We start from the raw sequence: 18,563 nt of genomic DNA on the forward strand, positions 1-18,563 counted from the left end.
CCCCAATATTCTATTTCGCCGCTGCTGGTTGATAGTAGCCAGTAAACGTAAAGTAAAAATCAACTAATGTCATCAAAACCATTCCAGCACCGCCTAACATTAACACGGTACTCGGTGACCCATTGCCGAATAATTGCGCTAGTGGATTCATCAGAATCGGCGATAAGAATGAGCCGAGACTCCCACTGACTAAAATCATTGATGTTGATAAATGTTTGGCATCTTTTGAGGCCACTTTATCGATCCGCATGAAGCACCGTGGCAAGACCCAACCGAAGAAGAGTCCGACTAAGAAGACACCTACAAAGACTAACACCATATTTTTAGCTGTCGCAATTAGAAACATTCCTAAGGCCATGCCTAATAGTGACGTTGGCATAATGTAGTCACCTAAACGCTTGTTAACTTGGCTAAAGAAGCCACTTGCAACCATTGAGAAGACGCCCATTAAGGATAGTGCCACTGCCGCAGCGGATGGCGTCCCAATCTTTTCAGTCGTGACTAAACTAGCTAATTTGATAATCACTGCCATAAAGGCACAGAAAGTTAAAAAGACTAGCAAGGTTAATAACCAGATTTTATGATTGGCCTTGCCACTTTCCTTCACATCAACTTTAGCTGGCTGTTCAGGTACTTTTATGAATAGCCCAAATAAAACCAATGGAATGAGTACTATTAGATAAGATAAGAAGGCTAATTTCCAACTAAACGCTAATAATGCGGCAATCAATAAGCCAATCCCAGCAGCGCCGAGATTTTGTGCAGAACTTTGATAACCTAGCATCGCGGATAGCTCATCATCTTGATAGAAGCTGTACATCAGACTAACCGAGAATGGGTTAAAGAGGCCGACCCCACAGCCCATTAAGAACCGTGTCACCATAATAACCGTATAGTTGTTCGTTAAAGCCGGCGTAATGCCACCAATCAAGAAGAGCACTAACCCTAACATAATCGTGCGTTTGATACCTAACTTTTTACCGATAATTCCTGAAAACATAATCAATAACAATGACCCAAAATTGGGCATCGTAATAATACTTTCAATCTGAGATAATGATTGGCCGTGTAACGACCGTTGCATCAATGGAACGGCGGCTGAAATTGACGACGTCGTCATTGCTAAAATCGAAATTGACAATAAAGCCAATTTAAAAGCCCAGCTATGTTCATTTTTCATGATATCACCTTCCGAATGCCTGTCTCATAACTATCTATTTGGCCGCAGCTGGTTGATAGTAGCCAGTAAACGAACAATAGAAATCAATTAACGTCATGAAGACTAATCCCGACCCAGCTAACATTAAAACAGTGGCTGGCAACCCATTACCTACTAGGTTAGCCATTCCATTCATAATGGCTGGTGATAAAAATGACCCGAGACTTTCGCCCACTAAGACCATCGACGTTGAGATATGCTTGGCATTTGGAGAAGCAACTTTGCCAACGCGTAAGAAACTCTGTGGTAGTACCCAGCCAAAGAAGACCCCGACTAAGAAGACCCCAGCAAAGACCAACACGATATTAGTCGCACTAGCAATCAAGAACATACCTAGTGCCATGCCTAACAGGGAAACTGGCATCACAAAATCACCTAAGCGTTTACTAATTTGACTGAAGAAACCACTTGAAACCATTGAAACAACGCCCATCAAGGACAACGCAATCGCGGCGACAGAAGGACTGGCTAACTTTTCAGTGGTAACCAGGCTACCTAACTTAACCACAACTGACATAAAACCACAGAACGTGATAAACATTAAACCAGTTAAAATCCAAATTTTATGATTAATATGCCCATTTTCTTTCGCATGCATTTCCGTATGCTGATCTGGGACTTTGATAAATAGACCGAATAGAACCAATGGAATCAGCACAATCAGATATGAGAGAAAGGCTAACTTCCAACTAAAGGCTAACAGGGCAGCAATCAATAGGCCAATCCCCGCGGCACCTAAATTCTTCGCTGAATTCTGATAACCCAGCATCGCTGATAATTCATCATCTTGATAAAAACTGTACATTAAACTAACTGAGAATGGGTTAAATAACCCGACCCCACAGCCCATTAAGAAGCGGGTAATCATGATAATAGCATAATTACTGGTTAAAGCTGGGGTAATTCCGCCGATTAAAAACAGGCCTAACCCCAACATAATCGTTCGTTTGATTCCTAATTTTTTACCGATAATTCCCGAAAACATGATCAACAACAAGGATCCAAAATTGGGCATGGTGATGATACTTTCAATCTGCGACAGCGATTGTCCTCGCATTGAATGTTGCATCAAAGGGACCGCCGCTGAAATTGAAGAGGTCGTCATCGCCAAGATTGAGACTGACAACAAGGACAGCTTAAACGCCCAGCTATGTTGATTTTTCATGGTATTCACCTTCCGATTGCCGTGAAACGACAATCCTTTCATTGAGAAAGTGACTTCATACACAAACGAAACTAGCTTTTAGCTGTAACGCGATTCAATTTTAAGTTCGATAATTTCTAAAATACTAGTTCCACCCATATGAAGCGCTTTCAATTTAGTTAAAAGCAACAACAGGTTTTCGAGAAAAAACTCACAAATCATTCACACCTTTAGTCTAACATCTCCGCTTGGCCTGTCTAATCACCCCTAAGCATAGCATCCATAGTCTAGGGCTATGAATCCATAGCAAAAGGCCCAGGCAATACCCGCCCAGGCCTTTGCTTTTTAATTATGTCAATGGTGTCACAAAACCAAATTGTAAGATCTGCATATAATCCTTCGCCCGATCCACAATCCATTGCGCATCGGTCATCGTTTTAATATCTGGTGACTGTTGCATATGCTGCTGAAACTCTGTAAAAATTTGATTATAAAGGCCCATAATGAGACTGATTAACGTCTCCCGGTTAATCTCCGGGCGCACCGCCATCTGATCCAGTACGTCACCAATCAACCCTTGCATCGTGTGCATATTTTGTTGATACAACTGGTTTAGTTGGGCCCGTACCTTAGCGGGTAACTTATCAACCATCCCATAAGCATCAATCATAATCCGCATTTCATCGGGATGTGTCTGGCCGAACTCAGCTTTGTAACGCGCCCCTCGAACGACTAAAGTCACCAAATCTGTCGTCACTTCATACGCTTTAGGATTAATCGTGTCCAGAATAGTCTGTGTCGCTGCTTGAACGGTCTCAAAGTATAACGCTTGTTTACTCCCATAATAGTGGAAGATCAACCCTTTTGAAACCTGTGCCTTCGCGGCAATCTGTTCGGTTTTAGCCCCAGTATAACCGTGACTGGCAAATTCATGAGTGGCCGTTTGCATAATTCGGGCCACCTTTGCGGGATCTTTTGGCACTGCTGTCATCCTGAGACTTCCTTTCTTAAATCGGTTAAACTGCCACTCTGGTTGGTCCAGAATCGGCTGGAACGTGGTGGCCGCGTTTGTGAGCCAAAGAACGGTCTCACAAGCCGGGCTTTGACTAAGGCTGGGAAAACCACCCAACCTAAGTCAAACGACACCACTGAGCCAATTCTGGCCCGCCCGACGTTAAATAACTGTGTTTGTTTGATTACTAGTTAGCCATATTAAAACTCAAGTTCAAAAAAATTCTTTTTAGTTGAAGATTATTAACACTGGAACCAGCTATGGAAGTGGTATTAGGCCAATGATTTTATCCGATCTTACATCACAGACAATCCTGGTCATTTGCGAATTTGGCAACAGACCCAGTCGAAGTTTCAGACCGTTTTTTGACTACAGATCTGCCCCATCGCGAACATGCTGGCCAACGAAGACTAATTCAACCAACCTATTGCGCCAGGTCGCGACGCCGGTAGCCGATGCCAGCCACTAATAATAGTAGCACAGTTATGGCTAACAGCCACCAGTTAGTTGTCCAGTCAATGGCTTTCATCGGGACCTTATTGACAAAGCCGAGTGGGGTTAATTGCTTCGCCCATTTTGGCAAATCAATTAAACTGCCGAGATAGAGCGAGAAGAATCCATAAAAGACCCAAAGCCAGCTCAAATGCCGTAGCCTTGGTGCCCAACCCACCAATAAGCTAGCAAAAGCAATCATCACTAACATAGCCGGGAAGTAAGCCAAAAGCACGTGCCAATAGGTGAGCCATTTAATCGGATCAGTCATCATCGTAGCGCCCGTCGCGTACATCCCAAAAGCACCTGCAAAGAACACCGCCGCAGCTTCAATCATCGCCAACCCAGTATAACTGGCCCAGACTTGCCAACGTGATGTCGCGGTCGCGTAAAGCTGATGCAAATAGCCTTTATTCTCATCACTGACCAATTTTAACATCGTCTGCACCGCTGGAATCAATGCCACAATCACCATCACAATCGCTAAAATGGCAATAAAGTTCTTCACGATGACCCGATTAGCGGCGGCTAACGCCGAGGCCCCGAGTAGTTGCTTGATCATCGGATTACTCTTTGCTAAGTCGCCAATCGTATTAAAAACCGAGGCATATGAGGCCCCTAACATTAAGTTCCCCAACACCCAAACTAGTAAGCTGATGCGCGTCCGACGCCATAATAATGTCGCCGGTCCACGTAAGATTGGCGAAGCGGTTGTCCGACCTTGCCGGGTTGGCAACAAGCCGGCACCTAAATCACGCCGTAAATTCAAACGCTGGGCTGCCACTAGACAAATCAGTCCAAACAACCCCATCATTAGTAGCGGCTGCCACTGATTAGTCTGATAAATACCTAACTTTTCGATCCAACCAAATGGCACCCACCACGTTGTCTTAGGGTCACTGACATCAGTACTCATCCGCGCAACGTACATCACACCAAACACGGCATAGGCCAGCATGGTTGTCCCACTAGCGCTATCAGCTAACTGTGCCAACAAGAGCGTCAACATCCCAAACATCCAGCCAATGGCCGCTAAGCCAGCGCCAATCAGCCAGTTACCAGCTGAATCCGCTCCTGGCATGTTCGCTAATTGTAATCCGGCGCCAAATAAAAGCCCAACAATCGCGTTCAAGCCGGTTAGTTCAATAAACGCCGCCATCAAAGGCGCTAAACGACCGACCGCATGCGACCGGACCAGTTCAAGTAACCCTTCATCTTCTTCCGCTCGCGTGGCGGCGACCGCAATCATAATATTCATAATCACCATGACGATCGCCATGAAGACCATCATCTCAGTGGCAAAGATTTTCGCCGTCGTATAGGGCGCTTTTGCCGTAAAGGCCCCAAATAAAGAGACCATCGCGGGGGACTTCAACGTTTTAACAATCGTCTCAATTGCACTTTGAGTCCCATAGATGCCATCGAATTTCGCCGCAATCGCCGTGAATAATCCCGCCAACGCGACGATCCAAATGACTAACTTCGCCCAATCACGTTTTAAATTAACTCGGATCAACAACCCCGTCCGCTTTAATAGTTGTTCTGGCATCATCGTCGTCACTTCCCATCTGTTGCCCGTGCATCGTTGGGGGCTTCATAGTAACGCATGAATAAGTCTTCCAAGGTCGGCGGCGTGGTCGTCAGTGACACTAACTGTTGCTGCGTCAAATAGGCCATGACTGGGGTCAACTGCTCAGCATCAACTGCTAAGCTGACATGGTTCTCACCATGCTTGGCCGTCACGCCATGTACCCCTGGTAGTTCAGCCAACTTAGTCAACGGTGCCACCGTTTGAACATCGATCGTTGTCCGGGTCAAATGCCGCATTTCAGCCAACGTTCCAGTCTCAACGATCTGGCCTTCGCGAATAATGCCAATGCGATCACACATCTTTTCAACTTCTGACAAGATATGGCTGGATAACAGCACACTCTTGCCTTGTTGTTTCAGTGCCAACACATGATTTTGGAAAGTTTGTTCATTCAACGGATCGAGTCCCGATGTTGGTTCATCAAAGATATAGAAATCAGCATCGGTTGAAAAAGCAGCAATCAAGGCAACTTTTTGCCGATTACCTTTTGAATAAGTCCGGGCTTTTTTCCGTGGATCCAAGCCAAATTCTTCAATCAAAGCATCGGTCTTAGCCGTATGTCGTTCACCATTCATCTTCAAGAACAAATCAATGATCTCGCCACCACTTAAGTTCGGCCATAGATAAACATCGCCGGGCACATAGGCAATTCGTTGATGAATCGCCACACTGTGTTGCCAAACATCCTGACCAAAAATTGTTGCAGACCCGCCACTGGCCTTTAGGATTCCTAGTAGTACTCGGATCGTCGTCGATTTACCAGCGCCGTTCGGGCCAATAAAACCGAAAACTTCGCCAGGATAAATCGAAAAATCAATATCCTTTAACGCTTGGAATTTGCCGAAGCGTTTTTGGAGATGTGTTATTTGTAATAGTGGTGCTGGTGTAGCCATGATGGATTCCCCCTTAAGAGTGTGAGCCCAACCGGGTTGCCCATGAGCATTGCCTAGCCAAAGCAATGACTCGGCGCTTTCCCGAGTGATTGTTTTGGCGTAGCAAGCGGAGTGGGCAGGTTGGGCGAACACGTTTCGGCACCCTCGCCGAAACCAACTTTATAATTGCAGAAGCAATCATAATCTCAATTGACCAATAAGTCAATGACTCACGAGTCAATTTCATACTTTAATTTTCCAATCACACTGAAATTCCCAACACACCGGCGTTTACCGTTCAAAAATTAACCATCAAAACCCTAAAAAAAGCCAAAAAAATAACACTGATCGCCAAGACCAGTGCCCACGTTGAGGCGACAATAAAATAACCTGAGATAGTCTCACACCTTATTGTCAACGTAATTACTTAACGGTAATTACCGCTTTCAATTATACCGTATTCTAGCAATGAAGTGGTAAAAATGACCGAATTTGTTAAAAAATGGTTGGCACCAAGCCGCCATCTGCTCGAAGCGCTTCACCAGAAAAGCTGCTGGCAAACGGACTCGCAACAAAAACCACTAGACGTCCGATTTCACTCGGCCGAATCAAGCGTTGAATTTGTGATAACGGTCGGTGATTAATCATAAAGTCATGTTCCCACTGATCTTTGGGTAAGTCCGACTCCGCATACATCTCGTTAATCATATGCTGCACGCCTTCCGTCAAGGTTGATCCCGGCATAACCGTATTCACAGTCACATGGCTCCCAACCGTTAATTTCGATAGACTCTTCGCCAATGAAAGATTCATCGACTTGGTCATCGAATATTGTGGCATCTCACCAGATGGCATCACGGCTTCTTCACTCGCAATAAAGATAATGCGACCAAAATCATTGGCTAACATCGCTGGCAAATAATGCCGGGCCAAGCGATTACCCGCCAATACATTGATTTTAAAGAACCGTTCCCAAGTGGCATCATCAATATCGGCATACGCCATTGGGGCAAAGATACCCATATTGTTGACCAGAATATCCACCGTTGGGACTAACTTAAACAGCGCTGCGGTGGCCGCTTCATCACTAACATCAAATGGTGCGGCGATTGGTGTCGTTGCCGGATACGCCGCTACTAAATCATCGACAACCGCTTGAACAGTCTCTGCACGTCGACCATTAATGATGACATCCGCGCCCTCTTTAGCAAAAGCTTCGGCAATTGCGCGGCCGATACCTTTAGTCGAACCAGTCACTAAAACTGTCTTATGTTGCAAACCCATTTCCATCGTTAAGTCCTCCGTTAATTAATGACACGCTTGATACTAGTTGGATTAAATTGCCCACTCTGGTTGGACCAGAATCGGCTGGAACGTGGTGGCCACGTTTTCGAGCCACAAAACGGTCTCGAAAGCCGGGCTTTATCTAAGTCGGAAACTCACCGACTAAGATAAACGACACTACTGAGCCAATTCTGGCCCGCCCGCCGTTAATTACCAGATAATAATCATCTAATCCACAGATTTAGCCGAGAGGTTGAATTCTAAAATGCTCAGCCGTGTCGTTGGCCTTAGTGCGAGTGACTTTCTCGGACTTAGGCCAAGGTCAGTTTTGAAGACCGGGCTGTGGCTTCAAAATGGCCCATGGCGTTCCAGCGTTTTAGAATCCAACCGGCAGGCGGCAATTTTAACTAGCACTAAACCCGTATTGGTTACATCTTAAATAGCACCAGCATAGCCGATTGCTGTCTTAAACGCTAGTTAAAAGGTTTGGTAAGTTCCCGAAAAAAAACGCCGGTATCTTTAAGATAACCGACGATCAAAACGACTTAGTTATGTACGCGTTTATTCCGCGCTTGTTTTAGCATAAGCTTCTAAGACTGGCATGACATAACGTTCTTCTGCTTGTTTCCGTGCTAGAATCGCATCATCCATGTCCGCAAATTGTTGATTCAAGACTAGGCGGCCGCGATACATCAAGCGGGCGACCCACTTTTGCGAACACCGATCAAAGGAAACCCCAATCACACCACTACGGTTACGACTGTTAGGCTTCAAGCGATCAACGGATGTCCCTTGATAGAGGGGCAAGTTATCACTGCGGCCCATATTCTTGCGCGTTTGAGGATTTTCAAAAATATTCTTCCGACTGACATCAGCCCGTAAGCACCCACAGCTCTTGGTAATCCCTTTACGTAACCGATAACTATCCACCACGACCTGCCGACCACATGAACATTGACACAACCAGCGTGCATTCCCATTCGGGGCACTCTTAGCTCGTTTAATGACAGTCAATCGGCTAAACGTCTCTCCTGTTAGATCTTTTAGTCGCATCAAAATCACCTCGATAATTTTTTATGGTCCAATCGGATCGGCAGCACCCGGCCTCAATTGAACTTAAGTTCTAATCTATACTGATTTTATGAAATAAGTATGACGAATACCAAAACATTCGTTGCTTAATTTATTGACATTTTTATTTCTAGTCAAAACTAATAATTAAAACGCAGATACCAGCTTTAGCCATTTTTATAATACTACTATCCTGTTTTGATGTCACTTAATATTAATTATTTTATATTTTCGTTGATTAGCCGGACTAACTGCCTTAGCCCAGTTCATGCGACTTCAGGTAAATCCACTGAAAAGTGGCCGGCTACTTGCTATTTTCATTATACCCAACTTTAATCTGCTTATCACTAACTATCACTCAGCATTAACGGCCGGTCGAACAAAAAAGCACCTGTCAAACTACGACACGCGCTCATTCATTTACAATGGCCACAGACCTAGGAAACTCATGACGTCAACTTTGACGTCAGCACCCACAACTGGCTGAACCACTTGTTTAATTTCAGCTTGACTGGCATTGGTCTGAACATCATACCAATACGCGCCTTTTTTACTCTGACCGACTAAACGCCAATTACCTAAGCTGCCGACTTGATCCAAGTCTAATGGCGCGGACATGTTGGTTAAAAAGACATGCATCGTTGGCCGCCATGCTCCATCATAATCTTGCAACCGTGCCCGCAACCGCTTAGCCGGGCGATGGACCCGTAAGATTTGGATGACTAACCACGCGCAGACCAAAAACCAGACACCAACAATTACTTTAAACAACCAGGCTGGACCATTACCGCGAAAAATCGCTAATAAGATGGTGATTAAGATGACACTACCAATGGTCCAACCATCCGCTAAACTGAGTAACTTTGACCGTAAGCCTAAGGTCGCTTTCAATTGGGTGTCTTCATCACTCAGTAACGTCAAGTCAGCCTGCTTCAATGGGTCATGCTGACTAGCGGAATAAACAACTTGCACAGCAGGTTGTTTTAACGTGACCGTTGTTAATAATTGAAAGACTGATTGCGGCGTGGTCTCGGTTGCCACGTCCACCGGCACATATTCTGTAAAGACCCGATACGTCGCCGTCACTGCTTTGAACTCATACAGCCCCCCATGAACGGCGGTTAACAACCAACCCTTTTTCGCCAGTTGATTTAACCAAGCCAATTCTTGTGGTGACCCCTTCACTAAGATACGAAAACGCCGCACCGCACTCATCCCCCAAAAATAATCATTTTACTGGTGTGTCTACTAGCCGAAACAACAAGGCTAACCGCTCACGTTCAGCCGCCAGCACCGCTTCGCCACTCCCCGTAATCTCATAAGTATGCACCTCGTCGCCGCTCACTTGTTCCTTAACCAAATAGTCCCGCGTCATCGCGTGCAAATTTGTAAATAGTGCCCCTAAGCCCAGTTGCAGTTGATGATCCGTCAACGCTTCAATCTTCGCCGGAATATCGGCACCATTAATTGGTTGGCGAACACTAATTAAGGTTAATAACGCCGCTTCAGTCAGTGGTTCATACTTATCAATCAAACGTTGATAAAAATCGGTTGCCATGAAAACATCCCCCCGTTTATGAAATCGGTTACTTTAAATCGAATTATGGACTCCTCATGCCTTAAATGCAAACAAATAAAGTGACGTTAAACCTGATTTAATTAGGCTTAACGTCACTTTATTTGTTTGCATTTTGACTTTACGGCACCCTAATGAACTTGAATATCCGCCACCACGGTACTCGTTGCATACGGGAAGTGGGATTCTGACACTTCAAACGGCTGACCATCATCGGTATAACTGACTTGATTAATAATGAGGACGGGATCACCTAACTTGGCACCCATGCCGTCAACATCATCTTGCGTGGCTTTACCCGCCGAGACAATCCGATGAGACCCGGCAATCGATAAGCCACATTCATTTTCTAAGTAGCCATAGACTGAACCCATCAAGACGCTCTTGGTCAATGTGACAATACTGGTTGGCATAATCGTATGTTCATAGGCCCAAACCTGGCCTTCCACATAACGAACTCGCCGAATGACGTAGACGGGATCCATCTCATCGATCATCAACTGTTCTGCTTCACGAGTCGTTGGTAAGCGGGCCTGTAATTCTAAGACCTTACTCGTGACCTTCTTGCCAGCGTTCGTCCGCGTCGTCCCAATTGGGCGATCAACCCGGGTTTCTTGGCGATGGTCGGTCAACCCAAAGTCTTTGCGCACAAAGGTCCCGGCCCCTCGCTTTGAATAAACCATCCCTTCAATAATTAATAATTGAATGGCCTTATGAATCGTAATCCGCGTCGTGTTAAACGTCTTCGCTAATTTATTTTGATCCGGCATCAATTCCCCGGGCGCATACTTGCCCGCTTTGATGTCCGACCGCAAACTATCCGCGATCGTTTCGTATTTATAAGCCAATTAAATTCACATTCTTTCTTCAATAACTTCTTGTCAAACAGTTTACCCCATTTCGTTAACAATTGACAATATTTGTATATACTTTTTCTAATGATTGTTCATTTGTCTTGCCACTCTGGTTGGACCAGAATCGGTGTTAGCTAGACTGATTGCCCGCCGGTTATTTTCTAAAATACTGGCATGCTTTGGCCGACATTTTAAGAACCAACTTCTCGACTAAATTCATGGATTAATATTAATCAATAACTACCCGTTAGTTAACGCCGGGCGGGCCAGAATTGGCTCAGTGGTGTCGTTTATCTTAGTCGTGGTTTTGCGACTTAGATAAAGCCCGGCTTTCGAGACCGCTCTGTGGCTCGAAAACGTGGCCACCACGTTCCAGCCGATTCTGGCCCAACCAGAGTGGCAGAATCAGCCATTTCAACCTTTTAAAACCGATTGTTTCCCCCTCCATCATCTAAATCGTTATAATGAAGATACTGCCCAATCTAATTCAATGAGGTGAAAGTCTATGGAAGTCCATTCATTAAAACTCGATCAAGAAGCCGTCATCTATTCAGCGGCCATTAAAGCATTAGCCGGCTTTAAGCCTGAAATCGATGTTGATTTTTCAAAAGTAACCAATCAAGAAGAAGCCCAAATCTTAGCGCACGAAACCACGAAGCAATTTACTGAAGTTTTCGAAAAGCTTTTGGAATCTGGCTATGCTAAAGCCATTTCAAAAGGCCAATTGGCTGAATGGGGCGCTTACTATATGGCCCACAAGGTTCACAAATAAGTCTCAATCAATAAAACGTAAGCGCAATCATTTTAAGTCAAAAACAACTAGCACCACTATGATTGACCGCTTGAATTAGTACCAACCAATCCGGTTGGTACTAATTTTTTTGTGATTTTCTATTTTTAAAAATGCCGTCATAACGCGGTTTACCAGCGGTCATTTTTAAAAGACTATACAAATTTAATTAAAAGGATTGTTTTTAATACCATTTGAGGCTATACTAAAAATTGTTAAAGGAAAGCGCTTCCTGAAAAACAAGCTTAGATTGGAGGAAAATATGGAACTTTCACGTAGAATGCCCAAAGATTTCTTCTGGGGCAACTCCGTTTCAAGTATGCAAACGGAGGGGGCCTGGAACATTGATGGTAAAGGGCTATCAGTATATGATGTGCGCCCGGCCACTGAGCACACTGCGGATTGGCATGACGCCATTGACGAATATCACCGTTATGACGAAGACTTGGATTTGATGCAGGACATGCATATGAACATGTATCGAATTCAGATTTCGTGGTCACGAGTGGTGCCCGATGGTGATGGTGACTTTAATGAAGCCGGGATTGCTTTTTATGACCGCTTAGTTGATGGGATGCTCAAGCGCGGGATTACGCCGATGATTTGCTTGTATCACTTCGACATGCCCTTAGCGTTAGCCCAAAAAGAAAACGGATTCATGTCCCGGCATACGGTGGATGCGTTTGTCCGTTTCGGGAAAAAGATGATTGAACACTTCGCTGATCGGGTCAAGTATTGGATCACGTTCAACGAACATAATTTGTACTTTACGAATGAAGTTTTCAACATTTCAGGTTACGAACATGGCGACAAGTCTCTAAATGATCTCTACACAATCTTCCATCATACGATGTTGGCACACGCCCAATTGGAAACGTTTACCCACAGTCACTATGATGATGTGCAATTTGGAGGCATGATTGCTTATACGCCGGTCTACCCCGCTACTTCCAAGCCAGAAGACGTGTTCGCTGCTCGGCAATTAGATCAATTTTTAAATAACAATTTGAACGATGCGTTTGTCCACGGTCATTACGCCAACGAAGTCTTAACCTATATTAAGAACCACCAAATCGATTATGACTTGCAACCAGGTGACGATGACATCTTAGCAGGCATGCACGCTGACTTCTTAGCTTTCAGCTATTATCGCACGACGACGATCAACGCCGACAAGGTACCAGCGGGAACCGCACCAAATCGTTACTTAGACTATGGCATGGAAAGTAACCGTTTTCTACCAGCTAACCAGTGGGGCTGGACCATTGATCCACTGGGCTTTCGCAATATGATTACTGATTTGTACAATCGCTACAATGTACCGGTCTTCCCGATTGAAAACGGGATTGGGATCGAAGAACATTGGGATGGTCACGATATGATCGAAGATGACTTGCGCATCAAGTATCATAAAGAACACATCAAAGCGATGAAGGACGCAATGTTTTTAGATGGCGCTAAAGTGCTTGGTTACTTGGGCTGGGGGCTCATCGATATTCCAAGTTCACACGCCGACATCGAAAAACGGTACGGGGTCGTCTATGTCAATCGCAGTAATCATGATTTGAAAGATTTAAAACGAGTACCAAAGAAGTCTTATTACTGGCTAAAGTCAGTTTTAGCAAAAAATGGAGATGAATTGTAATGGAAAATAGCAGTAGTAATAGTGCTTTTAGTAATTTCATTAACAACAAGATTTTGCCACCAGTAATGAAGTTCGTTAACACGAAACCAGTTAAAGCCTTACAAGACGGGATGGTTTACGCGTTACCATTTATCATTATTGGGTCCGTATTCTTAATTTTATCAAATATTCCAATACCAGCCGTCGCCGCAGTCTTAAAAGCGTCTGGTTGGTCGGCCTTCTTTAACCAAGCTTACACCGCAACATTCGCGATTATGTCAGTTTGGGCGGCCGTTGGGATTGCGTATGTGTATGTCCGTAACGAAGGTTATGAAGCGTTGCCTGCCGGGTTAACGTCATTAGCAACCTTCCTCCTATTACAAACATTATCCATCGCCAGCCCATTAGCTGGTGCGATGGGTAAAGCTGGCACTGGGATCACCAATGCCGCTGGTAACGTTGTGATGTCTGGAACAGCCGTTTCAAGCAACATCGACAAATTACCAAAGGCTTTACAAGGCTTCTTAACCACTCCTGTTAGTGGCGTAATCAACTTAACTTGGCTTGGTGGTCAAGGGATGGTTGCCGCTATCATTATCGGGATTTTAGTTGGTTGGGCTTACTCCGCTATGATTCGTGCTGGTTGGAAGATTACCTTACCAGAACAAGTCCCAGCTAGTGTTGCTGGTCAATTTACAGCGATGATTCCTGCCGGTGTGATCATTACCGTTTCAATGTTCATTTACGCCGCCATTGATTTCTTCGGTAAGACTGATTTATTGCAATTAATCTATAAATTATTACAAACACCACTCCAAGGGTTATCTGATTCCTTAGGTGGGGCCTTAGTCATTGCGTTCTTAGTCCCATTCTTCTGGTTCTTCGGGGTCCATGGTGGGTTAATCATGGGTGCCATTACCAGTGGTCTCTTGATTCCTAACACAGCTGATAACGCCGCTTTATATAAAGCCGGCAAATTGACTGTTGCTAACGGTGCACACATTGTTACTAACGAATTCTACAATAACTTTATTAACTTAACTGGTTCTGGGATTACCATTGGTTTGGTTATCTTTACGGTCTTCGCTGCTCATTCAGTTCAAATGAAGACCATTGGGAAGATCGAATTGGTTCCAGCTTTATTCAACATTAACGAACCATTCCTGTTTGGTTTGCCATTAGTTATGAACCCATTCTTGGCAATTCCATTCTTCTTAACACCAGTGCTCGTTGCTTTGTCAACTTACTTGGTTATCTACTTCGGGATTATCCCACCACTGAACGGGGTTGCCGCTCCTTGGACGACACCAGCAATCATTTCTGGGTTCCTGATTGGCGGCTGGAAGATGTGCATCTGGCAGACTATTACCTTGGTTATGTCAACAGCCATCTACTTCCCATTCGCTAAGAAGTACGACAAGATCTTGAAGGGTCAAGAAGACGCTAAGGCCGCTGCAGAAGCTGCTGCCGGTAACGCCGCTACTGAAAAAGCTTAATCGCATTAGTTTGAAAGGATGAATTGATTATGGCTGAAAAAATCATTATGTTAGCCTGCTCAGCGGGGATGTCAACCTCCCTCTTAGTTTCAAAGATGGAAGCCGCTGCTAAAGCGGACGGCGTTGATTACAAGATCTTCGCCACTGCTTCATCTGATATTGACCACCAATTAGCTTCCGATGAAAAGCCCGATGTCTTATTACTCGGGCCACAGATTCGCTATATGGCTAACGATGTTAAAAAGAAGACCGATGCTGCCGGGATTCCAATGGACATCATCAACATGTCTGATTATGGCATGATGAACGGGGAAAACGTCTTAAAAGCTGCTGAAAAGCTATTAGGTGACGCTTAACACGTTGTTCCACGTGAAACATTGTCACACATAGATTGACTAACGGCGCCGCTGCACATTAGATTGTGTAGCGGCGCCGTTTTTTTGTTGGCCAGTAGTTGGCTTAAATTGCCACTCTGGTTGGACCAGAATCGGCTGGAACGTGGTGGCCGCGTTTGTGAGCCAAAGGGCGGTCTCACAAGCCGGGCTTTGACTAACTCGAGAAAATCGCTCGACTAAGTCAAACGACACCACTGAGCCAATTCTGGCCCGCCCGGCGTTAACTAACGGGGATTGAAAAATTAGCGTCATTGAATACACCTTTTTGCTACAAATCTACCTTACCTGCAACATGGCTAGCTTTTATTTAAGGAATTGTTTTACAATACCGGCAAGTCAAATCAAAGGAGCTAGATAAGTATGCAAAAGCGTTTATTAGATTATCTTAAATATAACAACGCTATTTGTTCCATCAATAACTACACGCCAGTCCCAGCACTATCATTAGGCCTATTTATTGAGATTATCATCATTTGTATTGGTACCTATATTCGACTGGTTATGTTTGATGCAGTACTTCCAGATTTTTCCCTAATACTAAACCTCACTGACTTATACATTAACGCACCTCAATTTATGATGGCACCACCCAATAGTCAACAAGTCGCCAACGGACTGCGCATCTGCCTGTCAGCCGCTGTATCTATCAATCGACACATCTACCCACTACTAGTTACTATTCTAGGCAATTGCCTAAGTCCGCTTACAATTTGGTACGGGACATTTGCTGTAATTGTCTTACTAATCATCTTGTCGCCCAAGATTAACCAGCACCCACTACTTAACGCCAGGCGGGTCAGAATTGGCTCAGTGGTGTCGTTTATCTTGGTCGGTGATTTTCCGACTTAGATAAAGCCCGGCCCGGAAGACCGCCCTTCGGCTTCCGATCGCGGCCACCACGTTCCAGCCGATTCTGACCCAACCAGAGTGGCAAAAAAACAACCAATACAATACAACAAAAGCACGCAACCAGCTGATCCTGATTACGTGCTTAATTGTATTTTTAACGAATCACCAACACTGAAATTGGTGAATATTTAGCCATATAAGCGGCTTGACTCCCGAAATGACGCGCTAAACCTTTTTTGGCGATTGATCCAATAATCAATAAATCTGGTTGGAGATGTGGAATCACATCTTTAACAATCGTTTCGCCCGGTTCGCCTTCAGCGATCAACGTCCGTACTCGCTTGGCACCGGCATCTTGGGCTTGCTTTTGATACTTCAGCAAGTGAGTTTCAAGCTCATCACGTTCACCATGGACGTAATCTTTATTCAAAGCCTGATACACATTCATCTCATCATTTTCCAAAATCGACACGATAATCAACTCAGCATCGGTTTGAACAGCTTGTTGAATCGCATATTCGAAAGCTAGTAAAGCATCGGCCGAATCATCGACCCCTACTAAAATTCGTTTAAACGTTGTGCTCATCTTATTCACCATCCTTGGCTAAAGCAGCCTGTTGCGCTGCATAACGCCGATTACCACGACGTAAATCATAAACGGTCCAGACTAATAAAGCTAAAATTGCAGCAACTAAAACGTATGCAATAATCGTGGACAACGTTTGTTCACCAGCCGTTGGGTTAGCCCCAAAGAATCCCAAGACCGCATCTGGTAACCCAATCATGTTCAAGACCGTTAATCCAATAACGGATAACCAACCTAACACCTTAATGACCAATGAATTCTTAAACCGATTCCCCATTTCAACTTTGCTATCGGTCATCATCAATAATGGCAGCATCGAGAATGGTAAAGCAAAGGCTAAGAAGACTTGCGAGTTGTTCATCAGATTATTCAACGCGGTATGTTCATCAATCGCGCTCTTACCACTCGTTAACATGACACAAATTAGCACTGGAATCACTGAGATTAACCGGGTGACTAACCGCCGTAACCACAGTGGCATCCGCATGTGGACGAAACCTTCCATGATAACTTGACCAGTTAAGGTCCCGGTAATCGTGGAGTTTTGACCAGAAGCTAACAACGCAATCGCGAAGAGCGCTGACAGCAACCCTGACTTGGCAACGCCGATTAGAATCCCGTTACTTAGCATCGATGTGTTTGACAAAGCTTCATACAAGCCGAAGAATGATGGATCTTTAACCGCACCACTCTTGAAGACCGCGACCCCCATAATTAAGAGCAACGCATTAACCACAAAGGCAAAGGATAATTGAATATTTGAATCCCAAGCGGCAAACTTCACTGTTCGTGCAACATCTTTTTCATCGCTGTGATCAATCTTCCGCGTTTGTGAGATGGCTGAATGCAGATACAAGTTATGTGGCATAACGGTCGCCCCGATAATCCCTAGCGAACCAGATAATGGCGTCATCCCAGCAACACTTCTGGACGTTGAGAACGTGGCGGCAGTTGGGACTAACCCTTTAATAACACCGCCCCAATCTGGATTAGAAAGGGCCACTTGATAGACGAAAACAAACAAAATAACTAAAATCAAACAAACCACAATGGCTTCGATCTTTCGAAACCCAATCTTGGTTAATAATAGCAATACTAAGACGTCAAAGACGGTAATAAACACCGCAATGACTAGCGGAATACCGAATAATAGATATAACGCAATGGCTGCCCCAATAACTTCCGCAATATCGGTCGCCATAATAGCAAATTCAGTTAAAATCCATAACACAATCCCTAACGACTTACTGGTTCTGGCCCGAATCGCTTGCGCCAAATCCATCTGACTCACGATGCCAAGTTTAGCTGCCATATATTGAAGCAACATCGCAATCAAACTTGAGATCAAGATGACAGACATTAACATATACTGGTAATTTTGCCCACCAGTAATTGACGTTGACCAGTTCCCGGGATCCATATAGCCAACCGCAACTAACGCACCTGGCCCTGAGTAAGCGAATAAGGTCTTCCAAAAGTTAAGGTTCTTAGGCACCTCAATTGAGCCATTGATCTCTTCTAGTGATGGGCCATTCGCATACTGAATTAGCTTATGCTTCTGGCCACTGCTTGCATTTTCTTTGTTCAAGTAAAACTCCCCCTTTATTCTATTTGAATTAATTGAACAGTTGTCATTGTACAATAAATATTCTTAAATGGAAATGTTTTTTAGGCATACCTAGAAAAATAAAGCGGCTATCAACTACTT

The 18,563-nt window shown here is 44.5% G+C and carries 17 protein-coding genes; 5 read left to right on the top strand and 12 right to left on the bottom strand.

Annotated features, from left to right (window positions below; translation table 11 throughout):
• Nucleotides 1–10: 10 nt before the first annotated feature.
• From FFM77_RS04195 to FFM77_RS04240, 10 genes are all read right to left on the bottom strand, one after another.
• On the bottom strand, nucleotides 11–1,180 hold the full coding sequence (locus FFM77_RS04195; protein ID WP_137634499.1) for an MFS transporter: 1,170 nt from the start codon (nucleotides 1,178–1,180) through the stop codon (nucleotides 11–13).
• A 34-nt stretch (nucleotides 1,181–1,214) separates the two neighbouring features.
• Nucleotides 1,215–2,384: an MFS transporter gene (locus FFM77_RS04200; RefSeq protein WP_137634500.1), complete on the bottom strand. Its 1,170-nt coding sequence runs from the start codon at nucleotides 2,382–2,384 to the stop codon at nucleotides 1,215–1,217.
• A gap of 328 nt (nucleotides 2,385–2,712) precedes the next feature.
• Entirely contained in the window at nucleotides 2,713–3,354 is a 642-nt protein-coding gene (locus FFM77_RS04205) for a TetR/AcrR family transcriptional regulator (protein WP_137634501.1), read from the bottom strand.
• Nucleotides 3,355–3,799: 445 nt separating this feature from the next.
• On the bottom strand, nucleotides 3,800–5,419 hold the full coding sequence (locus tag FFM77_RS04210) for an ABC transporter permease (RefSeq protein ID WP_223876778.1): 1,620 nt from the start codon (nucleotides 5,417–5,419) through the stop codon (nucleotides 3,800–3,802).
• A gap of 5 nt (nucleotides 5,420–5,424) precedes the next feature.
• Nucleotides 5,425–6,351, bottom strand: a complete 927-nt coding sequence (locus FFM77_RS04215; protein WP_137634502.1) for an ABC transporter ATP-binding protein — start codon at nucleotides 6,349–6,351, stop codon at nucleotides 5,425–5,427.
• A gap of 474 nt (nucleotides 6,352–6,825) precedes the next feature.
• Nucleotides 6,826–7,620 (bottom strand): SDR family NAD(P)-dependent oxidoreductase, encoded by a 795-nt coding sequence (locus FFM77_RS04220; protein ID WP_137634503.1) that lies wholly within the window; start codon nucleotides 7,618–7,620, stop codon nucleotides 6,826–6,828.
• A 555-nt stretch (nucleotides 7,621–8,175) separates the two neighbouring features.
• Nucleotides 8,176–8,667, bottom strand: a complete 492-nt coding sequence (locus FFM77_RS04225) for an alcohol dehydrogenase (protein WP_137634504.1) — start codon at nucleotides 8,665–8,667, stop codon at nucleotides 8,176–8,178.
• A 438-nt stretch (nucleotides 8,668–9,105) separates the two neighbouring features.
• Nucleotides 9,106–9,891, bottom strand: coding sequence for a DUF2812 domain-containing protein (locus FFM77_RS04230; RefSeq protein WP_171001556.1), 786 nt, complete (start codon nucleotides 9,889–9,891; stop codon nucleotides 9,106–9,108).
• 22 nt (nucleotides 9,892–9,913) lie between these two features.
• Nucleotides 9,914–10,243 (bottom strand): helix-turn-helix transcriptional regulator, encoded by a 330-nt coding sequence (locus tag FFM77_RS04235; protein WP_137634506.1) that lies wholly within the window; start codon nucleotides 10,241–10,243, stop codon nucleotides 9,914–9,916.
• A 149-nt stretch (nucleotides 10,244–10,392) separates the two neighbouring features.
• Nucleotides 10,393–11,109 carry a GntR family transcriptional regulator gene (locus FFM77_RS04240; RefSeq protein ID WP_137634507.1) on the bottom strand — a complete coding sequence of 239 codons (717 nt, stop codon included), beginning with the start codon at nucleotides 11,107–11,109 and terminating at the stop codon, nucleotides 10,393–10,395.
• A gap of 511 nt (nucleotides 11,110–11,620) precedes the next feature.
• Between FFM77_RS04240 and FFM77_RS04245 the strand changes: the two genes are divergently transcribed.
• The 5 genes from FFM77_RS04245 (at nucleotide 11,621) to FFM77_RS04265 (ending at nucleotide 16,269) form a co-directional block, all read left to right on the top strand.
• Nucleotides 11,621–11,887 carry a hypothetical protein gene (locus FFM77_RS04245; protein ID WP_137634508.1) on the top strand — a complete coding sequence of 89 codons (267 nt, stop codon included), beginning with the start codon at nucleotides 11,621–11,623 and terminating at the stop codon, nucleotides 11,885–11,887.
• A 280-nt stretch (nucleotides 11,888–12,167) separates the two neighbouring features.
• The gene (locus tag FFM77_RS04250) at nucleotides 12,168–13,550 is read left to right on the top strand and encodes a glycoside hydrolase family 1 protein (protein WP_137634509.1); all 1,383 of its coding nucleotides are present in this window, start codon (nucleotides 12,168–12,170) and stop codon (nucleotides 13,548–13,550) included.
• A complete protein-coding gene (locus FFM77_RS04255) occupies nucleotides 13,550–15,025 on the top strand; it encodes a PTS sugar transporter subunit IIC (protein WP_137634510.1) in 1,476 nt (491 codons plus the stop codon). The genes FFM77_RS04250 and FFM77_RS04255 overlap by 1 nt, the downstream gene beginning before the upstream one ends.
• 29 nt (nucleotides 15,026–15,054) lie before the next feature.
• Nucleotides 15,055–15,381, top strand: coding sequence for a PTS sugar transporter subunit IIB (locus tag FFM77_RS04260; RefSeq protein ID WP_137634511.1), 327 nt, complete (start codon nucleotides 15,055–15,057; stop codon nucleotides 15,379–15,381).
• Nucleotides 15,382–15,780: 399 nt separating this feature from the next.
• The gene (locus tag FFM77_RS04265) at nucleotides 15,781–16,269 is read left to right on the top strand and encodes a hypothetical protein (RefSeq protein ID WP_137634512.1); all 489 of its coding nucleotides are present in this window, start codon (nucleotides 15,781–15,783) and stop codon (nucleotides 16,267–16,269) included.
• Nucleotides 16,270–16,423: 154 nt separating this feature from the next.
• On the opposite strand, the gene FFM77_RS04270 is transcribed toward FFM77_RS04265, so the two are convergent.
• Nucleotides 16,424–16,855, bottom strand: a complete 432-nt coding sequence (locus FFM77_RS04270; protein ID WP_137634513.1) for a universal stress protein — start codon at nucleotides 16,853–16,855, stop codon at nucleotides 16,424–16,426.
• 1 nt (nucleotide 16,856) lies between these two features.
• Nucleotides 16,857–18,443, bottom strand: a complete 1,587-nt coding sequence (locus FFM77_RS04275) for an Nramp family divalent metal transporter (RefSeq protein WP_137634514.1) — start codon at nucleotides 18,441–18,443, stop codon at nucleotides 16,857–16,859.
• Nucleotides 18,444–18,563 lie beyond the last annotated feature (120 nt).

It is taken from the genome of Lactiplantibacillus songbeiensis (assembly GCF_005405125.1).
GTDB lineage: Bacteria > Bacillota > Bacilli > Lactobacillales > Lactobacillaceae > Lactiplantibacillus > Lactiplantibacillus songbeiensis.